The sequence below is a fragment of the Actinopolyspora alba genome (assembly GCF_900112765.1).
GTDB classification, from domain to species: Bacteria; Actinomycetota; Actinomycetes; order Mycobacteriales; family Pseudonocardiaceae; genus Actinopolyspora; species Actinopolyspora alba.
In genome coordinates this window covers 102,393-122,276 of sequence record NZ_FOMZ01000002.1, presented here as the reverse complement: position 1 = coordinate 122,276, position 19,884 = coordinate 102,393, and the positions used below count along the sequence as shown (strand labels likewise).

21 protein-coding genes are annotated in these 19,884 nt (G+C 67.3%); 15 read left to right on the top strand and 6 right to left on the bottom strand.

What is annotated here, in order from left to right; genetic code table 11:
* The first annotated feature begins 165 nt into the window (after nt 1-165).
* The 4 genes from BM150_RS03150 (at nt 166) to BM150_RS03135 (ending at nt 4,349) form a co-directional block, all read left to right on the top strand.
* Entirely contained in the window at nt 166-792 is a 627-nt protein-coding gene (locus BM150_RS03150) for an ATP-dependent Clp protease proteolytic subunit (RefSeq protein WP_092630845.1), read from the top strand.
* A 52-nt stretch (nt 793-844) separates the two neighbouring features.
* On the top strand, nt 845-1,477 hold the full coding sequence (locus BM150_RS03145; protein ID WP_092923617.1) for an ATP-dependent Clp protease proteolytic subunit: 633 nt from the start codon (nt 845-847) through the stop codon (nt 1,475-1,477).
* Nucleotides 1,478-1,899: 422 nt separating this feature from the next.
* Nucleotides 1,900-3,186 carry an ATP-dependent Clp protease ATP-binding subunit ClpX gene (gene clpX / locus BM150_RS03140; RefSeq protein ID WP_092923614.1) on the top strand — a complete coding sequence of 429 codons (1,287 nt, stop codon included), beginning with the start codon at nt 1,900-1,902 and terminating at the stop codon, nt 3,184-3,186.
* 533 nt (nt 3,187-3,719) lie between these two features.
* Nucleotides 3,720-4,349 carry an RBBP9/YdeN family alpha/beta hydrolase gene (locus BM150_RS03135; RefSeq protein WP_092923611.1) on the top strand — a complete coding sequence of 210 codons (630 nt, stop codon included), beginning with the start codon at nt 3,720-3,722 and terminating at the stop codon, nt 4,347-4,349.
* Between the two features lie 27 nt (nt 4,350-4,376).
* On the opposite strand, the gene fdhD is transcribed toward BM150_RS03135, so the two are convergent.
* Nucleotides 4,377-5,219 (bottom strand): formate dehydrogenase accessory sulfurtransferase FdhD, encoded by an 843-nt coding sequence (fdhD, locus tag BM150_RS03130; RefSeq protein ID WP_092923608.1) that lies wholly within the window; start codon nt 5,217-5,219, stop codon nt 4,377-4,379.
* Between the two features lie 165 nt (nt 5,220-5,384).
* The gene (locus tag BM150_RS03125; protein ID WP_092923605.1) at nt 5,385-5,738 is read right to left on the bottom strand and encodes a peptidoglycan-binding domain-containing protein; all 354 of its coding nucleotides are present in this window, start codon (nt 5,736-5,738) and stop codon (nt 5,385-5,387) included.
* Nucleotides 5,739-5,991: 253 nt separating this feature from the next.
* On the opposite strand from BM150_RS03125, the gene BM150_RS03120 reads away from it, so the two are divergent.
* The gene (locus tag BM150_RS03120) at nt 5,992-6,672 is read left to right on the top strand and encodes an AMIN-like domain-containing (lipo)protein (RefSeq protein ID WP_139219438.1); all 681 of its coding nucleotides are present in this window, start codon (nt 5,992-5,994) and stop codon (nt 6,670-6,672) included.
* Between the two features lie 332 nt (nt 6,673-7,004).
* On the opposite strand, the gene BM150_RS25215 is transcribed toward BM150_RS03120, so the two are convergent.
* A complete protein-coding gene (locus tag BM150_RS25215) occupies nt 7,005-7,094 on the bottom strand; it encodes an Imm1 family immunity protein (protein ID WP_175496662.1) in 90 nt (29 codons plus the stop codon).
* A 546-nt stretch (nt 7,095-7,640) separates the two neighbouring features.
* Entirely contained in the window at nt 7,641-7,967 is a 327-nt protein-coding gene (locus BM150_RS03110; protein WP_092923596.1) for a hypothetical protein, read from the bottom strand.
* Nucleotides 7,968-8,113: 146 nt separating this feature from the next.
* Between BM150_RS03110 and BM150_RS03105 the strand changes: the two genes are divergently transcribed.
* The 4 genes from BM150_RS03105 (at nt 8,114) to ribD (ending at nt 10,718) form a co-directional block, all read left to right on the top strand.
* Nucleotides 8,114-8,998 carry a helix-turn-helix domain-containing protein gene (locus tag BM150_RS03105; protein ID WP_092923593.1) on the top strand — a complete coding sequence of 295 codons (885 nt, stop codon included), beginning with the start codon at nt 8,114-8,116 and terminating at the stop codon, nt 8,996-8,998.
* Nucleotides 8,999-9,016: 18 nt separating this feature from the next.
* Nucleotides 9,017-9,241 carry a DUF397 domain-containing protein gene (locus BM150_RS03100; RefSeq protein ID WP_092923590.1) on the top strand — a complete coding sequence of 75 codons (225 nt, stop codon included), beginning with the start codon at nt 9,017-9,019 and terminating at the stop codon, nt 9,239-9,241.
* 10 nt (nt 9,242-9,251) lie between these two features.
* Nucleotides 9,252-9,461, top strand: a complete 210-nt coding sequence (locus BM150_RS03095) for a DUF397 domain-containing protein (RefSeq protein WP_092923587.1) — start codon at nt 9,252-9,254, stop codon at nt 9,459-9,461.
* Nucleotides 9,462-9,854: 393 nt separating this feature from the next.
* Complete coding sequence (ribD, locus tag BM150_RS03090) at nt 9,855-10,718, top strand: bifunctional diaminohydroxyphosphoribosylaminopyrimidine deaminase/5-amino-6-(5-phosphoribosylamino)uracil reductase RibD (RefSeq protein ID WP_217641329.1); 864 nt, start codon at nt 9,855-9,857, stop codon at nt 10,716-10,718.
* A gap of 94 nt (nt 10,719-10,812) precedes the next feature.
* Here ribD and BM150_RS03085 read toward each other — a convergent pair whose 3' ends face one another.
* On the bottom strand, nt 10,813-11,490 hold the full coding sequence (locus tag BM150_RS03085; RefSeq protein ID WP_092923584.1) for a maleylpyruvate isomerase family mycothiol-dependent enzyme: 678 nt from the start codon (nt 11,488-11,490) through the stop codon (nt 10,813-10,815).
* 88 nt (nt 11,491-11,578) lie between these two features.
* On the opposite strand from BM150_RS03085, the gene BM150_RS03080 reads away from it, so the two are divergent.
* From BM150_RS03080 to BM150_RS03065, 4 genes are all read left to right on the top strand, one after another.
* Nucleotides 11,579-14,227, top strand: coding sequence for a valine--tRNA ligase (locus BM150_RS03080; RefSeq protein ID WP_092923581.1), 2,649 nt, complete (start codon nt 11,579-11,581; stop codon nt 14,225-14,227).
* Nucleotides 14,228-14,283: 56 nt separating this feature from the next.
* Complete coding sequence (gene folC / locus BM150_RS03075; protein ID WP_092924372.1) at nt 14,284-15,651, top strand: bifunctional tetrahydrofolate synthase/dihydrofolate synthase; 1,368 nt, start codon at nt 14,284-14,286, stop codon at nt 15,649-15,651.
* Nucleotides 15,648-16,112: a DUF4233 domain-containing protein gene (locus tag BM150_RS03070; protein ID WP_245755227.1), complete on the top strand. Its 465-nt coding sequence runs from the start codon at nt 15,648-15,650 to the stop codon at nt 16,110-16,112. Before folC ends, BM150_RS03070 begins: the two co-directional genes overlap by 4 nt.
* Before the next feature lie 105 nt (nt 16,113-16,217).
* Nucleotides 16,218-16,460: a hypothetical protein gene (locus BM150_RS03065; protein ID WP_139219437.1), complete on the top strand. Its 243-nt coding sequence runs from the start codon at nt 16,218-16,220 to the stop codon at nt 16,458-16,460.
* 303 nt (nt 16,461-16,763) lie between these two features.
* Here BM150_RS03065 and BM150_RS03060 read toward each other — a convergent pair whose 3' ends face one another.
* Nucleotides 16,764-17,861, bottom strand: coding sequence for a zinc-binding dehydrogenase (locus BM150_RS03060; protein ID WP_092923576.1), 1,098 nt, complete (start codon nt 17,859-17,861; stop codon nt 16,764-16,766).
* 210 nt (nt 17,862-18,071) lie between these two features.
* Here BM150_RS03060 and ndk point away from each other — a divergent pair, with 210 nt between their 5' ends.
* Both ndk and BM150_RS03050 read left to right on the top strand, forming a co-directional pair.
* Nucleotides 18,072-18,488 carry a nucleoside-diphosphate kinase gene (gene ndk, locus BM150_RS03055; protein ID WP_092923573.1) on the top strand — a complete coding sequence of 139 codons (417 nt, stop codon included), beginning with the start codon at nt 18,072-18,074 and terminating at the stop codon, nt 18,486-18,488.
* Nucleotides 18,485-19,021 (top strand): GNAT family N-acetyltransferase, encoded by a 537-nt coding sequence (locus BM150_RS03050; RefSeq protein ID WP_092923571.1) that lies wholly within the window; start codon nt 18,485-18,487, stop codon nt 19,019-19,021. The genes ndk and BM150_RS03050 overlap by 4 nt, the downstream gene beginning before the upstream one ends.
* The last annotated feature ends 863 nt before the right edge of the window (nt 19,022-19,884 follow it).

Below are 19,884 nucleotides of genomic sequence, written 5' to 3'. Positions count from 1 at the left end.
CTCAGCGAACGTGGGCGGCACCGGGAAGCTGGTGCCGCCCACGTTCGTTAGGGTCGGTTGTAACGGATCACCCGGACTCCGGCACCCCGGTAACGGGCAATACTTCAGGCGGGCCCGGTTCGACGAAGCGCTTACCGGGTCCATTGTGGAAGAAGGCAGGGAGACGTGACCCAGCAACAGACTGTTCCGGCGTTCGACGCGCAGTCACCGCAGATGCGGACCGGTAGCAACGGGCTTTCACTCAACGACTCGGTCTACGAGCGGCTGCTGCGGGAACGCATCATCGTCCTCGGGTCCCAGGTGGAGGACACCATCGCCAACCAGATCTGCTCGCAGATGCTGCTGTTGGCGGCCGAGGACCCGGAACGCGACATCGCCCTCTACATCAACTCGCCCGGTGGCTCGGTTCCCTCCGGAATGGCCATCTACGACACGATGCAGCTCATCAAGCCGGACGTGGCGACAGTGGCGATGGGCTTCGCCGCTTCGATGGGGCAGTTCCTGCTCTCCGCGGGCGCCAAGGGCAAGCGATTCGCCCTGCCGCACGCGCGGGTGCTGATGCACCAGCCCTCGGCCGGTCTGGGCGGTACGGCCTCGGACATCGCGATCCAGGCGGATGTGTTCTCCAGGCAGAAGCGGGAGATGGCCCAGCTCATCGCCGAGCAGACCGGCCAGACGGTCGAGAAGATCACCGAGGATTCCGACCGTGACCGCTGGTTCACCGCCGACGAGGCGCTCGAGTACGGCTTCGTGGACCACATCGCCAACCGTGCCAACCTGCCGAGCAGCTGATCCTACGAACCACCGAGCCCTGCCGGCATCACACTCACGAGGAGTCACCCCAGTGAGCTCATTCCAGCTCCCCCAATCCCGGTACATGGTGCCGTCGTTCGTCGAGCGCACGGCCTACGGGGTCAAGGAGTCGAACCCCTACCAGAAGCTGTTCGAGGAACGGATCGTTTTCCTCGGGGTCCAGGTCGACGACGTCTCGGCCAACGACATCATGGCCCAGCTGCTGTACCTGGAGTCCGATGATCCCGACCGCGAGATCCAGCTCTACATCAACTCGCCGGGCGGCTCGTTCACCGCGCTGATGGCGATCTACGACACGATGCAGTACGTGCGGCCCGACATCCGCACGGCCTGCCTCGGCCAGGCCGCCTCGGCCGCGGCCGTGCTGCTCGCCGCCGGTACTCCCGGTAAGCGGATGGCACTGCCGAACGCGCGTGCGCTGATCCACCAGCCCGCCACCGAGGGGATCTACGGGCAGGTCTCCGACCTGGAGATCCAGTCCAACGAGGTGCAGCGCATGCGGAACCAGATGGAGGCCACGCTGTCGGTGCACACCGGGCGTTCGCAGGAGCAGATCCACAAGGACGTCGAGCGGGACCTGATCCTGACCGCCGACCAGGCCAAGGATTACGGTCTGATCGACGAGGTCATGCCGTACCGCAAGCTCTCGGCCAAGAAGTCCTGAGAGCGCGACCGGCCCGTTTCTCGGGTTGGTGTGTCGGTCCGTGTCGACCGGGGCGTTCTCGGCGCTCTAGTGGGCCGGTGTGGGCCACGGGACGGCGGATGTGGTTCCGGCCGGCCCGATGCGCTCCGCGGGAGGTCGAGTCGCGCCGGTCGGCGGACCGAGTGGTCAACCAGGCGTGAAATCGCCGACACGCCGAGCGTGTCGATGTTTTCGACGTGCTCGGTCCGGCGAGGCAAGGTGTTGATCAGGCGGTGCCCCGCGCCCCCTCCCGGACGGGGAACGGTCTCGGCCGGACGAACGAATTCGGGACCGTGATCCACCCCGCTGGGTCGAAATGGCGGGTACCGTCGAATGCGGAACCGACGGTGAAAACAGGTTAGGCGCGCACGCGGCTGCGTGCCGGAGGGGACGAGGTCAGCGGCATGGCACGTATCGGTGACGGCGGCGACCTGCTGAAGTGCTCCTTCTGCGGGAAGAGCCAGAAGCAGGTGAAAAAACTCATCGCCGGCCCCGGCGTGTACATCTGTGACGAGTGCATCGACCTCTGCAACGAGATCATCGAGGAGGAACTCGCCGAATCGGGCGAGGTCAAGCTCGACGAACTCCCCAAGCCGGGTGAGATCCACGACTTCCTCGACCAGTACGTGATCGGCCAGTCCAGCGCCAAGCGCAACCTCTCGGTGGCCGTCTACAATCACTACAAGCGCATCCAGGCCGGTGAGCAGCAGGGCTCCCGGGAAGGCAAGGACGAGAAGGTCGAACTCGCCAAGTCCAACATCCTCATGCTCGGCCCCACCGGCTGCGGCAAGACCTACCTGGCGCAGACGCTGGCCAAGATGCTCAACGTTCCCTTCGCCATCGCCGACGCCACCGCCCTGACCGAGGCGGGTTACGTGGGTGAGGACGTCGAGAACATCCTGCTCAAGCTGATCCAGGCCGCCGACTACGACGTCAAGCAGGCCGAGAAGGGCATCGTCTACATCGACGAGGTCGACAAGATCGCCCGCAAGAGCGAGAACCCCTCGATCACCAGGGACGTCTCCGGCGAGGGCGTGCAGCAGGCGTTGCTCAAGATCCTGGAGGGGACCACGGCCAGCGTCCCCCCGCAGGGTGGCCGCAAGCACCCGCACCAGGAGTTCATCCAGATCGACACCACGAACGTGCTGTTCATCGTCGCCGGTGCGTTCGGCGGTCTGGAGGACATCGTCGAGGACCGGGTCGGCAAGCACAGCGTGGGCTTCGGCGCGGACCTGCGTTCCAAGGCCGAGATCGAATCGGCGGACCACTTCGGCGAGGTGCTGCCGGAGGATCTGATCAAGTACGGGCTCATTCCCGAGTTCATCGGCAGGCTCCCCACCGTCGCCAGCGTCTCGAACCTGGACAAGGACGCGCTGGTCAAGATCCTGACCGAACCGCGCAACGCGCTGATCAAGCAGTACACCCGGCTGTTCGACCTGGACGGTGTGGAGCTGGAGTTCACCCAGGCCGCGCTGGAGTCCATCGCGGACCTGGCGATCGTGCGCGGCACCGGAGCCCGTGGGCTGCGGGCGATCCTGGAAGAGGTGCTGCTGCCGGTGATGTACGACATTCCCAGCCGGTCCGACGTGGCCAAGGTCGTCATCACCGAGAAGACGGTCGACGAGAACGTGAATCCCACGATCGTCGCCCGCCAGAGCAGCCGCCACGAGCGCCGCGAGAAGTCCGCCTGAGTCCTCTCGCCCCCGACGCGGTGTCGATTTCTCGCGAAATCGTCGGGCCAGGGGGATCACTGCCCGGATGAGCGTCAATTTCGCGCGAAATCGTTGCGCCCCGAGACCGCCATCGGGAAGTGACCATGTGGGTAAGCAGCTAACTACCCGATGTCGGGGCACCCGCAGCGAGAGCCGTGCGAGAGGTTCCGCCACCCGCGCAGCTACGGCGTCAATTTCTCGCGAAGTTGTCGGGCCGCCTGTCGGGACGGGAGCACGCGCCTAAGCAGCGCGGGTGTCCTCGGTGCGTGAGTCGGATGCATTGCGAGGCCGGGCCGCTCGCCGCGTAGGTCGCTACTCAAGAGCCGGCCCAACGCGGCAAGGCGCCGACTCACGTGCCGGCTAACCGACCAGCCGTGCAAGTCCGCTGTGCGCCTGTCATAGCCGGATGGTGTTCCCCTCCGCGTGTACCGCGCGCGTAATGTCCCCCGATGGGCAATCATGGTGCCGACCATCGTGATTGCCGATGTCGGGAGGGGAACACGGTGAGTGAGATGCATGTCCTGCTGGTGCACGGGTTCGGTGGTTCGGGGCCGTGGCACTGGCAGCAGTGGCTCAGTGGACGGCTGAACGAACTGGGCGTGACCTGTGAGATGCCGCGGTTGCCCAAACAGGACCAACCGGTGCTGCAGGAATGGTTGGCCGTGCTTCGTTCGCGGCTGGAGGACGTTCCCGCGGAGTCCGAGCTGGTGGTGGCCGCGCATTCCTGCGGGGCGGCACTGTGGCTGCACCACGCCGCGACCATCCACGGCACCGCGCGCCGTGCCGACCGGGTGCTGCTGGTCGCACCGCCCGGACCGGACTGGCGTCATCCCGACGTCCACGGCATCACCCCTTATCCGGTCGACGCGCACGCCTTGCGCAGGGCGGCGGGCTCCACGCGCATGGTCGTCGGTACCGGCGATCCGTATCTCTCCGTGCAGGACGGGCACTACCTGGCCGAGACCATGCGGGTAGCGCTGGACGTGATCCCGGACGGGGAGCACCTCAACACCGACGCGGGCTACGGCCCCTGGCCCGCGGTGCTGCGCTGGGTCTCGCACGGCACCACGCCGGTGGCGGACAGGTTCGAGACGCCACCCCAGACCGGGGGAGCGGCCCCGAGCACGTTCCGCCTGGTGTGACCGGTCCCGTCCTTGGAGCTGTCGGGCTCACTCTTCGGGTGCCTCGGCCCCCGACAGCCTGTCCGGTCGGGTGTAGACGTTCATCGAGGAGCCGCGCAGGAAGCCGATCAGGGTGATGCCCTGTTCCTCGGCCAGCTCGGCTGCCAGCGACGAGGGTGCGGAAACGGCCGCGATCGTCGGGATGCCCGCCATCGCGGCCTTCTGCACCAGTTCGAACGAGGCGCGACCCGAGAGCATCAGCACGTGACCCCGCAGTGGTGTGCGGCCGTCCAGCAGCGCCCAGCCGAGCACCTTGTCCACCGCGTTGTGCCTGCCCACGTCCTCCCGGGCCGCCAACAGTTCGCCCGCCGTGTCGAACAGTCCCGAGCCGTGCAGCCCACCGGTGGTGTCGAACACGCGTTGCGCCGCCCGCAGCTTCTCCGGCAGCTCGACCAGCGTTTCCGTGCTGACGCGGGAGTCGTCGGATTCCGGCGGGTGCGCGCTGCGGAGCCGCACCGCGTCGAGTGCGGCCTTGCCGCAGACTCCGCAGGACGAGGTGGTGTAGAAGTTGCGCTCCACCGAGTTGTCCGGCCGGGGGACGTGGGGAGCCAGCTGTACGTCGAGCACGTTGTAGGTGTTGCGCCCGTCGGGGCCGGGGCTGTCGCAGTAGCGCGCCGCCGTGACGTCCTCCCGCGCGGTGACGACGCTCTCGGTCAGCAGGAAGCCGTGGGTGAGTTCCACGTCGTGACCGGGGGTGCGCATGGTCACGGTCAGCGGTTTGCCGTCCAGCCGGATCTCCAGCGGCTCCTCGGCGGCCAGCGTGTCGGGGCGGGTGGTCTCGCCGTTCGGGCCGATGCGTCGCACCGGCCTGCGTACCGTGATCCGTCCCATGCGGGTGGGCCTCCAAGCCAGCTCTCCGAGTCGTCACCGGCGTCGTGGAGGCACAGCATAACTCCCACGTCGTTCACGCGGCGTGTCCAAGGCAGGCCGGACGGGCGCTGCGGGGGAAGGAGAGATCACCGGGAGCGTTCGTGCGGAGCGCTCCCCGTGCACTGATCACCAGCAGGCGCCGAGCTGGCCCCACGTCTCGGGGCCGGTGATTCCGTCGACCCGCAGGCCGTACCAGCTCTGGAAGTTGATCACCGCTGCCTCGGTCTTGGGGCCGTAGATGCCGTCCGGGACCAGGTCCGGGCCGGTGACCTCGTACGGATAGTTGTTCAGCGTGTTCTGCAGCGCCACGACCATCTCGCCGTAGCTACCTCGCGAGAGGGTGTCTGGACACTGCGCCGCGGCCGCCAGTCGAGCAGCGCTCTGTTGGGTGGTCTCGGAGCCCTGCGCGGCCGCGGCGGCGGTGGCGGGCGCGAGGATCAACAGTGGCAGCATGATCGCGAGCGACAGGATTCGTCTCATCGATTCTCCCAGGTGAGTCGAGGTTCGCTCGGTACTGACGATCAGTCGAGCGGACTCGAACTCTAGCGAGCGGGGCGTCGGAGCGGCTCCGCCGTTCGGCCGATTCGACGCGTTCGGGGCGGGGCGAGTCGTAACCGATGGTCCTCGGTATCGAGGCGTAGTTCTCCCGGCTCGCTCGCAACCTGTCGGAACGATCGGGCGTCACACGGAATGTCAGAACGACGCGGTGAGATCACTTGGAAGGGTGAGGGAGATGCGACGTCGTGGTGCACGGATGTTGCTGACGGGCGCGGCGGCCGCGCTGGTGCTGCCGCTGGCCGGATGCGCCTCGGACTCGGCGTCCTCATCGGGAGCCGCGACGGGCGCCGAGGCCAGTGGTTCCATCGGGGCAGGCAGCGCGAGCTCGGACGGCGACAGCGCGGAAAGTACCGCCACCGATGTCGTCGACAGCTTCTCCGACGGCCGTTCCACGGCCGCGGACTCCGGCGGTTCGGGTGACGGGGCGAATTCCGGAGCCGGTGGGGATCTCGCCGAGCTGACCGGTGTGGACGTCCAGGGGGGAGAGGGCGCTTCCGCGCGGGTCGTCTTCCGGTTCGACGGTGTCGGTGGCAAGAGCGAGTTGCCGAGCTACCGGGTGAAGTACCTCGACGGTTATCCGAAGGCTCCCGGCTCGGGCAAACCGGTGGAGATGTCCGGGCAGAACTTCCTCGGTGTGACGTTCACGCACGCCACTGCGGGCGGTGAGCTGCGCGAGGCGATCGAGCCCGAGCTGCCCACCGTGGCCGAGGTGCGCTATCTGGGCGGTTTCGAGAAGGTGCAGGAGGCCGCGATCGGGGTCACCAGCTGCCACGGCGCGCCCACCCAGCCCGAGTACGACGTCCGCGAGGTCGACACCGCCATCGTCGTGGAAATCGAGGCTGCCGACTGTTCCTGAAGGGGGCTGTTCGCGGATCACGGCGTGACCGCGAGGCGTCCGCTACGCAGTCTTACTGGACGCCGTTGCCGACCGGATCCGTTACTGGGATCGGTTTCCTGGTGTGAGCCGATGGCGGGCTGGTTTGTGCGCTCCCGTCCCAGGCCGAGCCACGGGCCGCACTCGCCATTCGGGCCGAAGCAGGAAACGAGCGGATGAACGTCGGCGATGTCGTCTGACCATGTGAAACTGACCGAGCGATGTTTTCGGCGTAACATCGATCTGTCTGTTGAGGTGTGGGATCCACGACCGGTAGTCGTTCCGGGAACGACTCGTCTTGCTCGGCTCGCGTTTCAGACGAGTATTCCCTGACACCAGGTCACGCATGTTGGCCTTGTGCCGCTTTCCGCGAATTCGCGGACCGCTCGTGCGACGGTGTCCACCGGGAGAGCGGCGTCGGTGTCGAACCGGCTGCCGCTGTGGGGCGAGTACAGCAGCCCCGGCTATGCTCGGAGCCGGAGGCTTCCCAGGACTCGATCGTCGTTCCGTCGGTCCGGATGTAGTTGATCGCGCCGACGCTGTCCTGCGGCTGGACGCTGACGTGTAGCCACCCGATCGGAAGCTGCTGCTCGTCCTCATCCTCCGCGCCGTCCACATCGCCGGGATACAGGTCCGCGATGACGTGGGGATCCTCCACGCTTCCGACCGGATAGTCCTCGGGACCCGACAGCAGTTTTTCGATTACGCGTTCGAATTCGTCGGACGTATCGGCAACGAGTCGGGTGGGAACACGTTCGATGAATGCGCTGATCATGTCGCCTCGATGTCCCTAGATTACCGTCGGTTCCGCTCGTTCTGCTTCGCGTGCCGAATGCGGGGCTGGTTACCGGTGAACCAACCCGGCGATCTCCGCTGTTTCAGCGCCGCCGGGTGGTCCGGTTTCTTCGTAGGGGTCGGACTCTCGGTGCGTAAGGTGCTCCCGCCGATTTTCACTCGGTCAGGTTGGTTTCCTCGGGCCAGACCAGCACGACGTCGCGGATGATGCCGAACATGCGTCGCGCCCCTTCGGCCGAGCAGCAGTGAGCGAGCACGTGGCCGTCGGCCCGGAACACGTTGGCGCTCCCACCCACTTCCACACCCCAGGCGTACAGCTCCAGCTCGCCGGACTCGGGGTCGGTTCTCTCCAGCAGGGCGAACACACGTGGGGCTGAGTCACTCAGAGCAACGTTGCTCTCGAACTTTTCCACGTCGCTGTTCGACTGTGTGGTGAGCCACTCCGTTTCAGGAGTGATCCCGTTGGTTGAGCCTCCCGACATGACTTCCTCCCGCAAGATGTAGCTTCCTGATTACGGTGTGCAACATCAATGATGATTGTGGGATTGCAGATAAAAAAGTGGTATCCCACTCACTTCACTCGAAGGGAGGCACATCGTGCGGCGGTGTTCACCCAAGGAGGCGAACGATGTCCCAGGGAAACGGCGAAGCTGTCAATGCGACAGTGCGAAGGTGGCAGCTCACCGAGACGCTTCGGCGGTTGCGTGAGGATGCCGGGCTCACTATTGATCAGGCGGTCTCATGGCTCAAAGCCAGCTCCGGCAAGTGGTCCAGTTCCAAACTGTCTCGGATCGAGACGCGTGACCAGGGAGTACGCGCTCGTGAGGTCGTGCAGCTCCTCGACACTTACGGAGTAAGCGATACCGCATTACGAGAGTGGGTTCTTGAGCTGGCTGAGACCGCCCACGAACGTGGCTATTGGCTTGCCTTGCGTAAGGACCTTCCCGAGGACTTCCACTCGTTCCTCGGTGTGGAGAGTTCGCTGATCGCACTACGCCAGTTCGAGACGATGGTGGTTCCGGGACTGTTGCAAACCCCTGACTTCACCCGTGCACTCATCAACGGAGCCGACCCAGGCTTGGCCGAGGACGTGGTGGAACGGCGAGTCACCGCGCGGATGGCTCGGCAGCAGGTGCTCAACCGTTCGGAACCGTTGCAATACCATGTGATCCTGGAAGAAGCTGTGCTGGAGCGCCCGGTTGGAGGCAGCCGCGTCATGCGCAATCAGTTTCGTCGTTTGGTCGATGAAGCTTCCAGTGAGCATGTGACGATCCAGGTGCTTCCTAAGTCGGCCGGAGCGACACCAGCGTTGGACGGTCCGTTTTCGCTACTTACGCTGCCCGATCCCATACCTGATTTTGGGTACGCCGAAGGTCATGGCGGTGGTGTGTACATCGAGGACCGTTCTTCGGTGCGTAGCTGCACCCTCAAGTTCGGAATACTGACGGAACGTTCCTACTCCCAAGCTGCTTCGATGGATCTGTTCGAGCAGGCAGCGAAGCGTTACTCGTAAGACTGCAAGGAGTGCGACATGACTGGTAATGCTCTTCGACTGACAAGTACATGGCGCAGGAGCAGCCGCTCCGGTAGCGGTGGGCCTGGCGGTGGCAACTGCGTCGAGGTCGCCTTCGGTGAGGGTTTCGCCGCTGTGCGGGACTCCAAATCACCCGATGCGGGTGTCCTCGCGGTGCCCGCTGCCCAGTGGCGGTCCTTCTTGAGTGGATTGCACAGCGATCGTTATGAGTACGGCAGTTGAGGAGGCGAAGATGTTCGTAGCGGGGGAGTCAGCTGGTCTGGCCTGGCGCAAGAGCAGCCGCTCTGGAGGTGCTGGCAGCGGCAGTGGCAACTGCGTCGAGGTCGCCTTCGGTGAGGGTTTCGCCGCTGTGCGGGACTCGAAATCGCCCGATGCGGGTGTGCTCGCGGTCCCTGCTGCTCAATGGAGATCCTTCCTGGCGAGTCTCCGTGCCGAAGCGTAGGCGTATCGCCTTTCCGGAGTCGTCGCTGGAGCCGGGAAGAGGCGACGAGTTCGAGGTGTCCACTGTCGAAGGGCCGATGCCACGACCGTGTGGCCGGATACGGCAGGACCACGACAGTGGGCAACTCGTCCGAATGAAGCGGGACGAGGAACGGTACTGACGAGGCGACCTGTGATCCATCATGGGTGACTCTTCGTCACCATCTCACCCCATCGTGTCGTGGCTGCGAGTTAGGATCACTCGCGAAGTCGAATCCGATCGTGGAGTGAATCAGTGACCGTGGGGTTGCCCAGCGTGGAAGAAGCCGTCGAGCTGCCCGTGATCGCCCAACTGGAGGCGATGAACTGGAAGCATTCCCCGATTCGTACCCCGTCGATCTGCTAGACCAGCTTCATGACGATCACCACGGCTGAGGTCGAGACTCGCGCGATGCGTCACGCGATCGCGCTGTCGGCGTGGGGACACGGCACCACCAGCCCTAATCCTCCGGTGGGGTGTGTCGTGCTCGACGGTGACGGGCGGTTGGTCGGGCAGGGGTGGCATCGCCGGAAAGGCGAGCCGCACGCCGAGGCCTACGCCCTCGCGCAGGCGGGAAGCGCCGCCGATGGTGGGACCGCCGTGGTCACGCTGGAACCGTGTTGCCATCACGGGCGTACCCCGCCCTGTCATCGGGCACTGATCGAGGCGGGCATCGCCCGCGTGGTCATCGCCGTTCTCGACCCGACTTCCCGAGGACGTGGCGGGGCCGCCCTGCTGCGCGAGGCCGGGATCGACGTGGTTGAGGGATTGCTCGTCGAGGAAGCCCACTTGGTGCTCGGCCCGTGGTTGGCCGCGCTGGAGTGGCAGCGCCCGGTGCTCACCTGGGGCTGTTGCCTCCCCCGGCAGGGAAGTCTGACAGGCGACGGCACGGTCCTGCCGGGCGAGATCGACACGCTCGTTCACGACGACACGAGCACGATCATGACCACCGCTATCGAAAGGCCTGTCGTCAGGACGCTGTCCACATTGCCGCACGATCCGCACCAGGCGCTTACCGCTCTCCAACACGAAGGAGCTCGAACAGTCGGCTTGGCCGTGGGCGGTGCGGCAATCCGGCCGTATCTCGATGCCGGTCTGATCGACCACATCGAGGCCCACAGCCCGCACGAGACGGCGCACCTTCCGCACCTGCCCGACGAATACCGACTGACCCGGCTCTCACGCCTGAACGACGGGCTCCGGCTGTCCCTGACCAGAAACAACGCGAACACGATCTAGGCATAGCTGCTCTCGCATCGTTGACGGCAGCTCTGCGGTCGAAGGGGCGTAAATTTCTCGCGAAATCGCCGCGCGGGTCACGGCAGGGGAGCGGTCACGGCCAGGGACCCAGCTCGGGCAGCGGCCCGTCGCCGCTCGGGAGCCGCTGCGGGGTCCGGCCCGCCAGCCAGCACGCCAGCGAGGCGCACGAGCCCTCTATTTTCCGCGTCGGCGAGTCGCCGATCTCCCAGGTGCGCTCCAGGTCGCTGGGAGCGAGCACGACCCCGGTGCCCTCCAGCCGGGGCAGCAGGAAGTCGATGGTGTGCTCGCAGAACTCCGGCGACCACTCCAGCTCGGTGTGACCCAGGTCCAGATCCACCGTGTGGATCTCCAGCTCGCGCCACCGGCACGACACCAGGCCCGCCACCGTGCCGTCGCGGAGCCGCACCGGCCGCTGCCAGTCCTGCTCGGCCACCGAGTCCCAGACGATCTCCAGCTGCGCGTGGGCGGTTGCGGTCTGCTGCACCAGCCCGATCGCGTCCTGGGCGGCGTCGCGCTCGATCGCCTCGTCGCGGTCGCCGTCCGGGTACGGGTCGACCAGCTCACCGCGACCGGCGGCGCTGGTCATGTTCGCCAGTGCGATCGCGTTGTGGGCGAGATGCGCCACCACGTGGGCGCGCGACCACCCCGGCAACCCGGAGGGTTCGCGGAGATCGCTGGTCTCCAGCTCGCTGACCAGGTCAAGCAGTCTGTGGTGACCCTCCCGGACGGGGTCGAGACCGGCTTCGTCCATGGTTCGCAGGCCGCCTTCCCACGCTCGGTTCCGCCGTTGAAGCCTAGCACCGTACAAGGATGCCCGACGGGGTTCGTAGAATCCCGGTGTGACACAGACCAGCCCAGCACAGCCCCGTGAACTTCCGTCGACCTGGAACCCGGCCGACGTAGAGGCCGAGCTGTATCAGCGCTGGGTAGACGCCGGATACTTCACCGCTGACGCGAACAGCGACCGCCCGCCGTTCTCGATCGTCATCCCCCCGCCGAACGTCACCGGCAGCCTGCACATCGGTCACGCGTTCGAGCACACCCTGATGGATCTGCTCACGCGCCGTCGCAGGATGCAGGGCTACGAGGCTCTCTGGCTGCCCGGCATGGACCACGCCAGCATCGCGGTGCAGGCGCTGGTCGAACGACAGCTGCAGCAGGAGGGCATCGATCACCGCGAGCTCGGCCGGGAGGGCTTCCTGGAACGGGTCTGGCAGTGGAAGGAACAGCACGGCGGTTCGATCCTGTCCCAGATGCGTCACCTCGGTGACGGGGTGGACTGGACCCGCGAGCGGTTCACCATGGACGCCGGACTCTCCCGCGCTGTCGACACGATGTTCAAGCGGCTCTACGACGACGGGCTGATCTACCGCGCCGAACAGCTGGTCAACTGGTCGCCGGAGATGCGTACCGCCATCTCCGACATCGAGGTCGAGCACCGCGAGGTCGAGGGAGAGCTCGTCACCATGCGCTACGGCGACGGGGACTCGGCGCTCGAGGTGGCCACCACGCGGGTGGAGACCATGCTCGGTGACACGGCGGTCGCGGTGCATCCCGACGACGAGCGATACCGCCACCTGATCGGCACCGAGATCGAGCTCCCGCTGACCGGGCGCGGGATCCCGATCGTGGCCGACGAGCACGTCGACCCGGAGTTCGGCAGCGGCGCCGTCAAGGTGACCCCCGCACACGATCCGAACGACTTCGAGATCGGCCGCAGGCACGACCTGCCCATGCCGACGATCATGGACGAGCGGGGCCGGATCGCCGGAACCGGCACCCGGTTCGACGGCATGGACCGGTTCGAGGCCCGCGTCGCCGTGCGGGAGGCCCTGCGCGAGCAGGACCGCATCGTCGCGGAGAAGCGCCCCTACACCCACAGCGTGGGCCACAGCTCGCGCTCCAAGGAGCCCATCGAGCCGCGGCTTTCCATGCAGTGGTTCGTCAAGGTCGGCCCGCTGGCGAAGGCCGCCGGGGACGCGGTGCGCGACGGCCGGGTCGAGGTGCACCCGCCCGAACTGGCCAAGCGCTACTTCGACTGGATCGACAACCTGCACGACTGGGCCATCTCCAGGCAGATGTGGTGGGGCCACCGCATCCCCATCTGGTACGGACCGCGGGGCGAGGTCGTCTGCGTCGGCCCGGACGAGCAGCCGCCCACCGGCGAGGGGTGGTACCAGGACGAGGACGTGCTCGACACCTGGTTCTCCTCCGGACTGTGGCCGTTCTCCACCCTGGGGTGGCCGGACGACACCGCCGACCTGCGCAAGTTCTACCCCACCAGCGTGCTGGTCACCGGCTACGACATCCTGTTCTTCTGGGTGGCGCGGATGATGATGCTGGGGCTCTACGGCATGTCCGACCGCGAGCCGGAGCAGGCCGTGCCGTTCCGCCGGATCGCGCTGCACGGCATCGTGCGGGACAAGCACGGCAAGAAGATGTCGAAGTCCTCCGGCAACACCGTGGACCCGCTGCAGTGGATCGAGACCTACGGCACCGACGCCGTGCGGTTCACGCTCGCCAGGGGAGCCAACCCCGGTGCCGACGCGCCGATGAGCGACGAGTGGGTCGCCGGGGCGCGCAGCTTCGTCACCAAGCTGTTCAACGCCACCAAGTTCGCCCTCGGCAAGGACGCCCACGTCCCCGAGCGGTTGCCGGAGCGCGCCGAGCTCACCGACGCCGACCGCTGGATCCTGGACCGGGCGGACGCGTTGGTCACCGAGGTGGACGAGCTGCTGGAGGACTTCCAGTTCGCCAAGTCGGTCGAGGCGCTCTACCACTTCACCTGGGACGAGTTCTGCGACTGGTACGTGGAGCTGTCCAAGGTCCAGCTGGACGAGGGCGGGCGGCGCGCCGAGGCCACCCGAGAGGTGCTCGGCCACGTGCTCGACGTCCTGCTGCGGCTGCTGCACCCCACGATCCCGTTCGTGACCGAGGCGCTGTGGACGGCGCTGACCGGTCGGGAGTCGGTCGTCATCGCCGACTGGCCCACCCCGACACGGCACCCGGCCGACACCGCGGCGGCCGAGCGGATCGACGCGGTCCGCTCGCTGGTCACCGAGATCCGCAGGTTCCGGGCGGATCAGGGGGTCAAACCCAACCAGAAGGTCGCGGCCGAACTGGACGGTTTGCCCGAGGTCGGCATCGCCGAGCACGAGGCGGCGATCCGTGCGCTGGTCAAGCTCACCGAACCGGGGGATGACTTCAACGCCTCCTCGGAGCTGAAGGTCGGCCTGTCCGGCGGCGACGTGGCCGTGCGGCTGGACCTGTCGGGGGCGGTGGACGTCGCGGCGGAGCGCAAGCGCCTGAACAAGGATCTCGAGGCCGCCGAGAAGGAACTCGCCGGTACCGAGCAGAAGCTGAACAACCCCTCGTTCACCGAGAAGGCACCCGACGAGGTCGTGGAGAAGATCCGCACGCGGCGCGCCAACGCGCTCGCCGAGATCGAACGAATCAACACCCGGCTGGAATCGCTTCCGGGGGCGTGACCGTGTCCGGTGCGGCCGTCGAGCGAGACGGCCGCACCTGGGAGGAGAGTGAATTGGTGGCCGACTCCGAGCCCGGCAACCTGCAGGAACTGCGGGTCGTCGAGTCCGAGCTCAACGAGCGCTGGCCCGAAACCAAGATCGAGCCCACGCTGGACCGGATCAGGGCGCTGACCGATCTGCTCGCCGAGCCGCAGCGTGGCTACCCGGTCGTGCACGTAGGGGGGACCAACGGCAAATCCTCCACCGCCCGCATGGTCGACGCGCTGCTGAGCCGCATCGGCCTGCGGGTCGGTCGCTACAGCAGCCCGCACCTGCAGCTGGTCACCGAGCGCATCAGCATCGACGGCGCTCCGATCAGCCCGGCCGGCTACGTCGAGGCCTACCGCGACATCGCGCCGTACGTGTCCATCGTGGACTCCAACAGCGAGGTCCCGATGAGCAAGTTCGAGGTGCTGACCGGCATGGCCTTCGCAGCGTTCGCCGAGGCCCCGGTGGAGGCGGCCGTGCTGGAGGTCGGCCTGGGAGGCGGTTGGGACGCCACCAACGTCGCCGACGCCCAGGTCGCGGTGCTCTGCCCGATCTCGCTGGATCACGCCGAGTACCTCGGCAACGACGTGGCGGGCATCGCCGAGGAGAAGGCGGGCATCATCAAGGAGGGTTCGGTGGTGGTGCTGGCCTCGCAGACCCCCGAGGCGCAGGAGCCGATCCTGCGACGGGTGGCCGAGGTCGACGCCACCGTGGCCCGCGCGGGCCACGAGTTCGGCGTGCTGGAGCGCTCCGTGGCCGTCGGCGGCCAGATGCTGCGGCTGCAGGGGCTGGGCGGCGTCTACGAGGACGTTTTCCTGCCCGTGCACGGTGAGCACCAGGCGCACAACGCCGCGCTGGCGCTGGCTTCCGTGGAGGCGTTCTTCGGTGCCGGTTCGGAGCGCCAGCTCGACATCGAGCAGGTCAGGGACGCCTTCGCCGAGGTGATCACCCCCGGCAGGTTGGAGCGGGTCCGCTCCGCCCCCAGCGTGCTGGTCGACGCCGCGCACAACCCCCACGGCGCACGTGCGCTGGCCGACGCGGTCAGCTCCGAGTTCTCGTTCCGGCGGCTGATCGGCGTGGTCGGTGTCATGGCCGACAAGGACGCCAGGGGTATCCTGGCGGAACTGGAACCGGTGGTCGAGGAACTCGTCGTCACCCGCAACTCCGCGCCTCGGTCCATGGACCCGGACGACCTGGCGGTGCTGGCCGAGGAACTCTTCGGCAGGGATCGGGTGCACACCGAGCCGAGGCTGGACGACGCGGTCGCCTCGGCGATCAGTCTCGCCGAGCACACCACCGATCCGAGCGAGTCCATCTCGGGGGCGGGAATCGTGATCACCGGTTCGGTGGTCACCGCGGGCGAGGCCCGCGCCCTGTTCGGCAAGGAGCCCACGTGAGCGACCAGCGTGATTCCCCCGGCGAGGACTCCGGGCGGCGTTCCTCGGGACTTCCCGAGGCGCCGCCCGAGGTGCGCGATCCCTGGAAGGGGCTGCGCGGCATCATGGCGGGCACGCTGGTGCTGGAGTTCATCGTCTTCGGCCTGGCGCTGCCGGTGGTCTGGCAGCTCGGGTCGGGAGTGAGCAGCGCCGGGTTCCTCGTGGTCGCGGTGCTGACCGTGCTGCTGCTGGCGGCGAGCGGGGTGCAGGGCCGCCGCTGGGGGCTCGGCGTGGCGCTGGCGCTGCAGCTGTGCCTGATCGGCTGCTACTTCGTGCACCCGGCGGTGGGGATCATGGGAGTGATCTTCGCGCTCATCTGGGGCTACATCCTGTACGTGCGGCACGACGTGGCCAAGCGGATGCGGGAGGGGCGGCTGGCCGACCAGCTCGGCCACCCGCCCGGCTACCCGCCGCCGCGGTGAGGCCGCTCGCGGTCGTGCCGCCCAGGGATTCGTCCGACGGCCTTCCTCGGATCTCGCTCGTTCGAGCGATGCGCATCAGTGTGCATGGTGGCCATGCTCGGATACATGGCCACCACGAGAACGACCATCACTCTCGATCAGGGATTACTGGAAGAAGTCAAGCAGCAGGCTTCGCAGGCCCATCGGACGGTGAGCGACTTCGTGGGGGAAAGTCCGCGGGGGCGGTTGAGCAGCATGCGGAGGCAACCCGAGCCGTTCACGCTCGCGACCGTTGACCTGGGCGGCTGCGAGCCAGGTGTGGATATTTCGGACAATGCTTCGTTGCGGGATGTGATGGACGACGAGTGATCGCCCGCGATGTGAAGGTCTTCGTCTCCGCATGGGAAACGGAATTCTCCTCATCGGTGGGACAGGAGCTCGGTGGCGGAATCCTCCCGCTGGTTTTCTCCGGCGTTCCCGAAGTCGAACTCCCACTACGCACGCCGAACTCCGACCACTCACGCAGTCGGCACCCCCGCTGGTTCTCGCGTACGGCTCTCGCGAGGAAGGCCCGACGTGGCGTAGGTCGCTACTCGATGTCGGGCCTCGCCGGAGCGAGAGGTTCCGCCACTTCACGCACCCCGCCAAGCTCCCGGGACGCCGAAGTAACCACTACGCCACGTCGATCACGGCCCGTCCGCGAATCTCCCCCCGATCCAGCGCGGCGAACGCCTCGGCCGCCCGCTCCAGCGGGTAGTGCTCGCTGATCGCGTCCTGCGGCCGCAGCAGTCCACGGGCCACCAGATCCAGCAGCACCGGCATGTCCCTGCGGGGTTTGGCGCCGTAGGAGCCCTTGACCTGCAGCTTGCGTCGAGCGATGGTGCCCAGGTTCAGCTCACCCATGTCGCCGGGCGGCGCGATGCCCACCACGACGACCTGACCGCCCTCGACCACCGAGTCCCGCGCCACCTCGAAGGTCCGGGACGAGCCCAGCGCCTCGAAGGCGACGTCCACACCGCGTCCACCGGTGAGTTCGCGGACCGCCGTCGCCGGGTCCGTCTCGGTCGAGTTGACCGTGCTGGTGGCGCCGAGCTCCCGAGCCGCCGCCAGCTTCTCCGTCGCGACGTCCACCGCGATGATCTCGGCGGCCCCGAAGACCCGCGCCAGCTGGATCAGCGCCGAGCCCACGCCTCCGGCCGCGACCACGGCCACCGTGTCGCCCACCCGCACGTCGGCGGCGTGTCGCAGCGCCCCGTAGGCGGTCATGGTCGAACATCCGACAGCCGCCACGTCCGTCAGCTCAACCCCGTCCGGCACCCGGTACACCGAGGTGGCGGGGGTTACCGCGCGTTGGGCCAGCCCACCCATCGAGTACATCCAGACCGGCTCGCCGTCGCGCGAGAGCCTCGTCCGCCCGTCGTAGAGCTGCCCCTTGGCGCGGTTGTAGGCGAAGAACTCCAGGCAGATCTCCTCGTTGCCCGCCGCGCACTGCGCGCACCTGCCGCACGGCATGATGAAGCTGGTGACCACGCGGTCACCGACCTCCAGGCCGCTGACCGAGCTTCCCAGCTCGCTGACCACCCCGGCGACCTCGTGACCCAGCACCGCTGGGGTCGGAAACGGCAACTCGCCCTTCAGCACGTGCAGGTCCGAGTGGCACGCACCGCAGGAAGTCACGTCGATGGCCACCTCACCCTCGGCGGGACGCTCTGCTTCGATCTCCTCGATCCGCAGCGGCTCGTTCACTGCGGTGTGTACGGCGGCGCGCATGCGGGGCTCCTAATCACTCGGCGACAGACCAGCCAGTCGGTATGCTCGACCAGAAGCTATCGCGCGAACGAATCGCGGACCAGACTTGACAGCGGGGGAGCTACCCACCCCGTCGGTAGCGCACCGGTTGCGAATACCCTTGACAACGATAAGCATCGACCGTTGTCGACCGGGCCCGCGACGGCCCCGGCAAACCAAGGAGAACACCCGTTGAGCGAGCGCACTCTCGTCCTCGTCAAACCCGATGGCGTCGAGCGAGGTCTGGTCGGTGAGGTGATCAGCCGAATCGAGCGCAAGGGGCTCAAGCTGGTCGCGCTCGAAATGCGCCAGGTCGACCGACAACTCGCCGAGCAGCACTACGCCGAGCACGACGGCAAGCCCTTCTTCGGTTCGCTGCTGGAGTTCATCATGTCGGGGCCCGTGGTGGCCGCCGTTGTGGAGGGCCCCAAGGCCGTTGCCGCTTTCCGGCAGCTCGCGGGCGGCACCGACCCGGTGGAAAAGGCCGAGGCGGGCAGTCTGCGTGGCGATTACGGGCTGGAAGTGCAGTACAACCTGGTGCACGGTTCCGACTCCGCCGAGTCGGCCGAGCGCGAGCTCAAGCTGTGGTTCCCGGACCTGGCGGCATGACCGAAGCGGAGTTCATCAGCGGCCCCCATCGGGTGGACCAGCCGCATCCCGAGCTGGCGCAGGCGCTGGCCGACCTGCTGGGGCGGGTCACCGTGGCAGGCGGTGCCACCGGTTTCACCGCGGATGCCGAGTTGGAGACGTTGACCACGACCGCGCAGGCGATCGTCGACGACGCTTCCACCAGGCCGAAACGACGCCACGTGCTCACGGCGGGCAAGCAGCACACCCTCGCCGGTGCGGTGGTGCTGCGGCCGGGAGAACTCCCGGTGGAGCGGCACCGGGCCGAGCTGGAGTGGTTGCTGGTCGATCCGCAGGTGGTCGAGCGGGGCATCGGTGCACAGCTGCTGGACGCCGCCGAGTCGCACGCCCGTGCGCTGGGGATCACCCGGTTGCAGCTGCGGATGCGTTCGGCCCCCGACTCCGAGAGCTTCTACACCGAGCGGGGCTGGACCGAGCGTGGTCGTTGGCCCGGCTCGTTGCTCGTGGGGGAAGGTGAACCGAGGGACGAGGTCTGGTTGACTCGCGACCTCTGACCGGACGTTCCGAGCGACCTGGTCCGTCCCACCGTGCGGGACGGCGCCTCGGTGTGGCGGAGTGGTCGGTTTCGGATCCGCTGGGGCCGCCTGGTCCTCGCGGTCCGAACGCCTCCGAAACCGTCCGAAACGCTGCCTTCGAAGCGGCCGTGTGCCCCCCGGCCTAGGCTGTAGGGTGCGGGGTGCCTCCCGAGCGGTTTCGGCGGGGCGGACCTTCGATCGGACTACGGAGGAAACGCTGAGTCATTACCAGGCCGTGGCCTCGCGGAGAGCTCTTGACCGGGGCTTCGGACGTGATCAGTCGCGGTTCGTCTCGCATCGTGATCCGGCGCGTACTTTCGAGCACGCGTTACCCGGCTCCGTGAGTCGGTCGGTACCCCCGCCGATCCGCTCACGGGTACCGGTTTCCCGGCCGTCGCAGCGGGTAGCCGAGCGGCGGTAGAAGTATGTCGTCACGAGTGGCGACGTGTTGTGAAACCCGTGGCACGGTGGTGGTCTGCCGATCCACGGTTTTTCCGGGCGAGGTGTCCGGTTGAACGCGGTGCGTGACCGTTTTTCGGTTGACGCCCCACAGACGGACGATTGCCCGGATCGCGCGAGACAATATGGGATAATCGTAATGGTCGTACGGCATGCTACTCCGGTCGTGCGACCCGACGACGTACTCGACGCCCTTCGCGTCGTCGCCGACTCGCCCGTGCCGGGGGTTGCGCGAGCCACACGGTTGGCGCAGGGTCGGCCCGACGGAGGAGGCGCGATCGCCGAACCGCTGTCCGAGGACAGGGCGGCGGCCGGATCTCGACAGGTGGATCTCACCCTAGGGTGACGGATTCGGCGGGGACGCCGTCGACCCACCGTGCGGT

What these genes read in the sequence shown, in the direction of transcription:
- clpX (WP_092923614.1), top strand. Translation starts at nt 1,900, where the DNA reads ATGGCACGTATCGGTGACGGCGGCGACCTGCTGAAGTGCTCCTTCTGC.
- BM150_RS03135 (WP_092923611.1), top strand. Translation starts at nt 3,720, where the DNA reads ATGCATGTCCTGCTGGTGCACGGGTTCGGTGGTTCGGGGCCGTGGCAC.
- fdhD (WP_092923608.1), bottom strand. Translation starts at nt 5,219, where the DNA reads ATGGGACGGATCACGGTACGCAGGCCGGTGCGACGCATCGGCCCGAAC.
- BM150_RS03125 (WP_092923605.1), bottom strand. Translation starts at nt 5,738, where the DNA reads ATGAGACGAATCCTGTCGCTCGCGATCATGCTGCCACTGTTGATCCTC.
- BM150_RS03120 (WP_139219438.1), top strand. Translation starts at nt 5,992, where the DNA reads ATGCGACGTCGTGGTGCACGGATGTTGCTGACGGGCGCGGCGGCCGCG.
- BM150_RS03110 (WP_092923596.1), bottom strand. Translation starts at nt 7,967, where the DNA reads ATGTCGGGAGGCTCAACCAACGGGATCACTCCTGAAACGGAGTGGCTC.
- BM150_RS03105 (WP_092923593.1), top strand. Translation starts at nt 8,114, where the DNA reads ATGTCCCAGGGAAACGGCGAAGCTGTCAATGCGACAGTGCGAAGGTGG.
- BM150_RS03100 (WP_092923590.1), top strand. Translation starts at nt 9,017, where the DNA reads ATGACTGGTAATGCTCTTCGACTGACAAGTACATGGCGCAGGAGCAGC.
- BM150_RS03095 (WP_092923587.1), top strand. Translation starts at nt 9,252, where the DNA reads ATGTTCGTAGCGGGGGAGTCAGCTGGTCTGGCCTGGCGCAAGAGCAGC.
- ribD (WP_217641329.1), top strand. Translation starts at nt 9,855, where the DNA reads ATGACGATCACCACGGCTGAGGTCGAGACTCGCGCGATGCGTCACGCG.
- BM150_RS03085 (WP_092923584.1), bottom strand. Translation starts at nt 11,490, where the DNA reads ATGGACGAAGCCGGTCTCGACCCCGTCCGGGAGGGTCACCACAGACTG.
- BM150_RS03065 (WP_139219437.1), top strand. Translation starts at nt 16,218, where the DNA reads ATGGCCACCACGAGAACGACCATCACTCTCGATCAGGGATTACTGGAA.
- BM150_RS03060 (WP_092923576.1), bottom strand. Translation starts at nt 17,861, where the DNA reads ATGCGCGCCGCCGTACACACCGCAGTGAACGAGCCGCTGCGGATCGAG.
- BM150_RS03050 (WP_092923571.1), top strand. Translation starts at nt 18,485, where the DNA reads ATGACCGAAGCGGAGTTCATCAGCGGCCCCCATCGGGTGGACCAGCCG.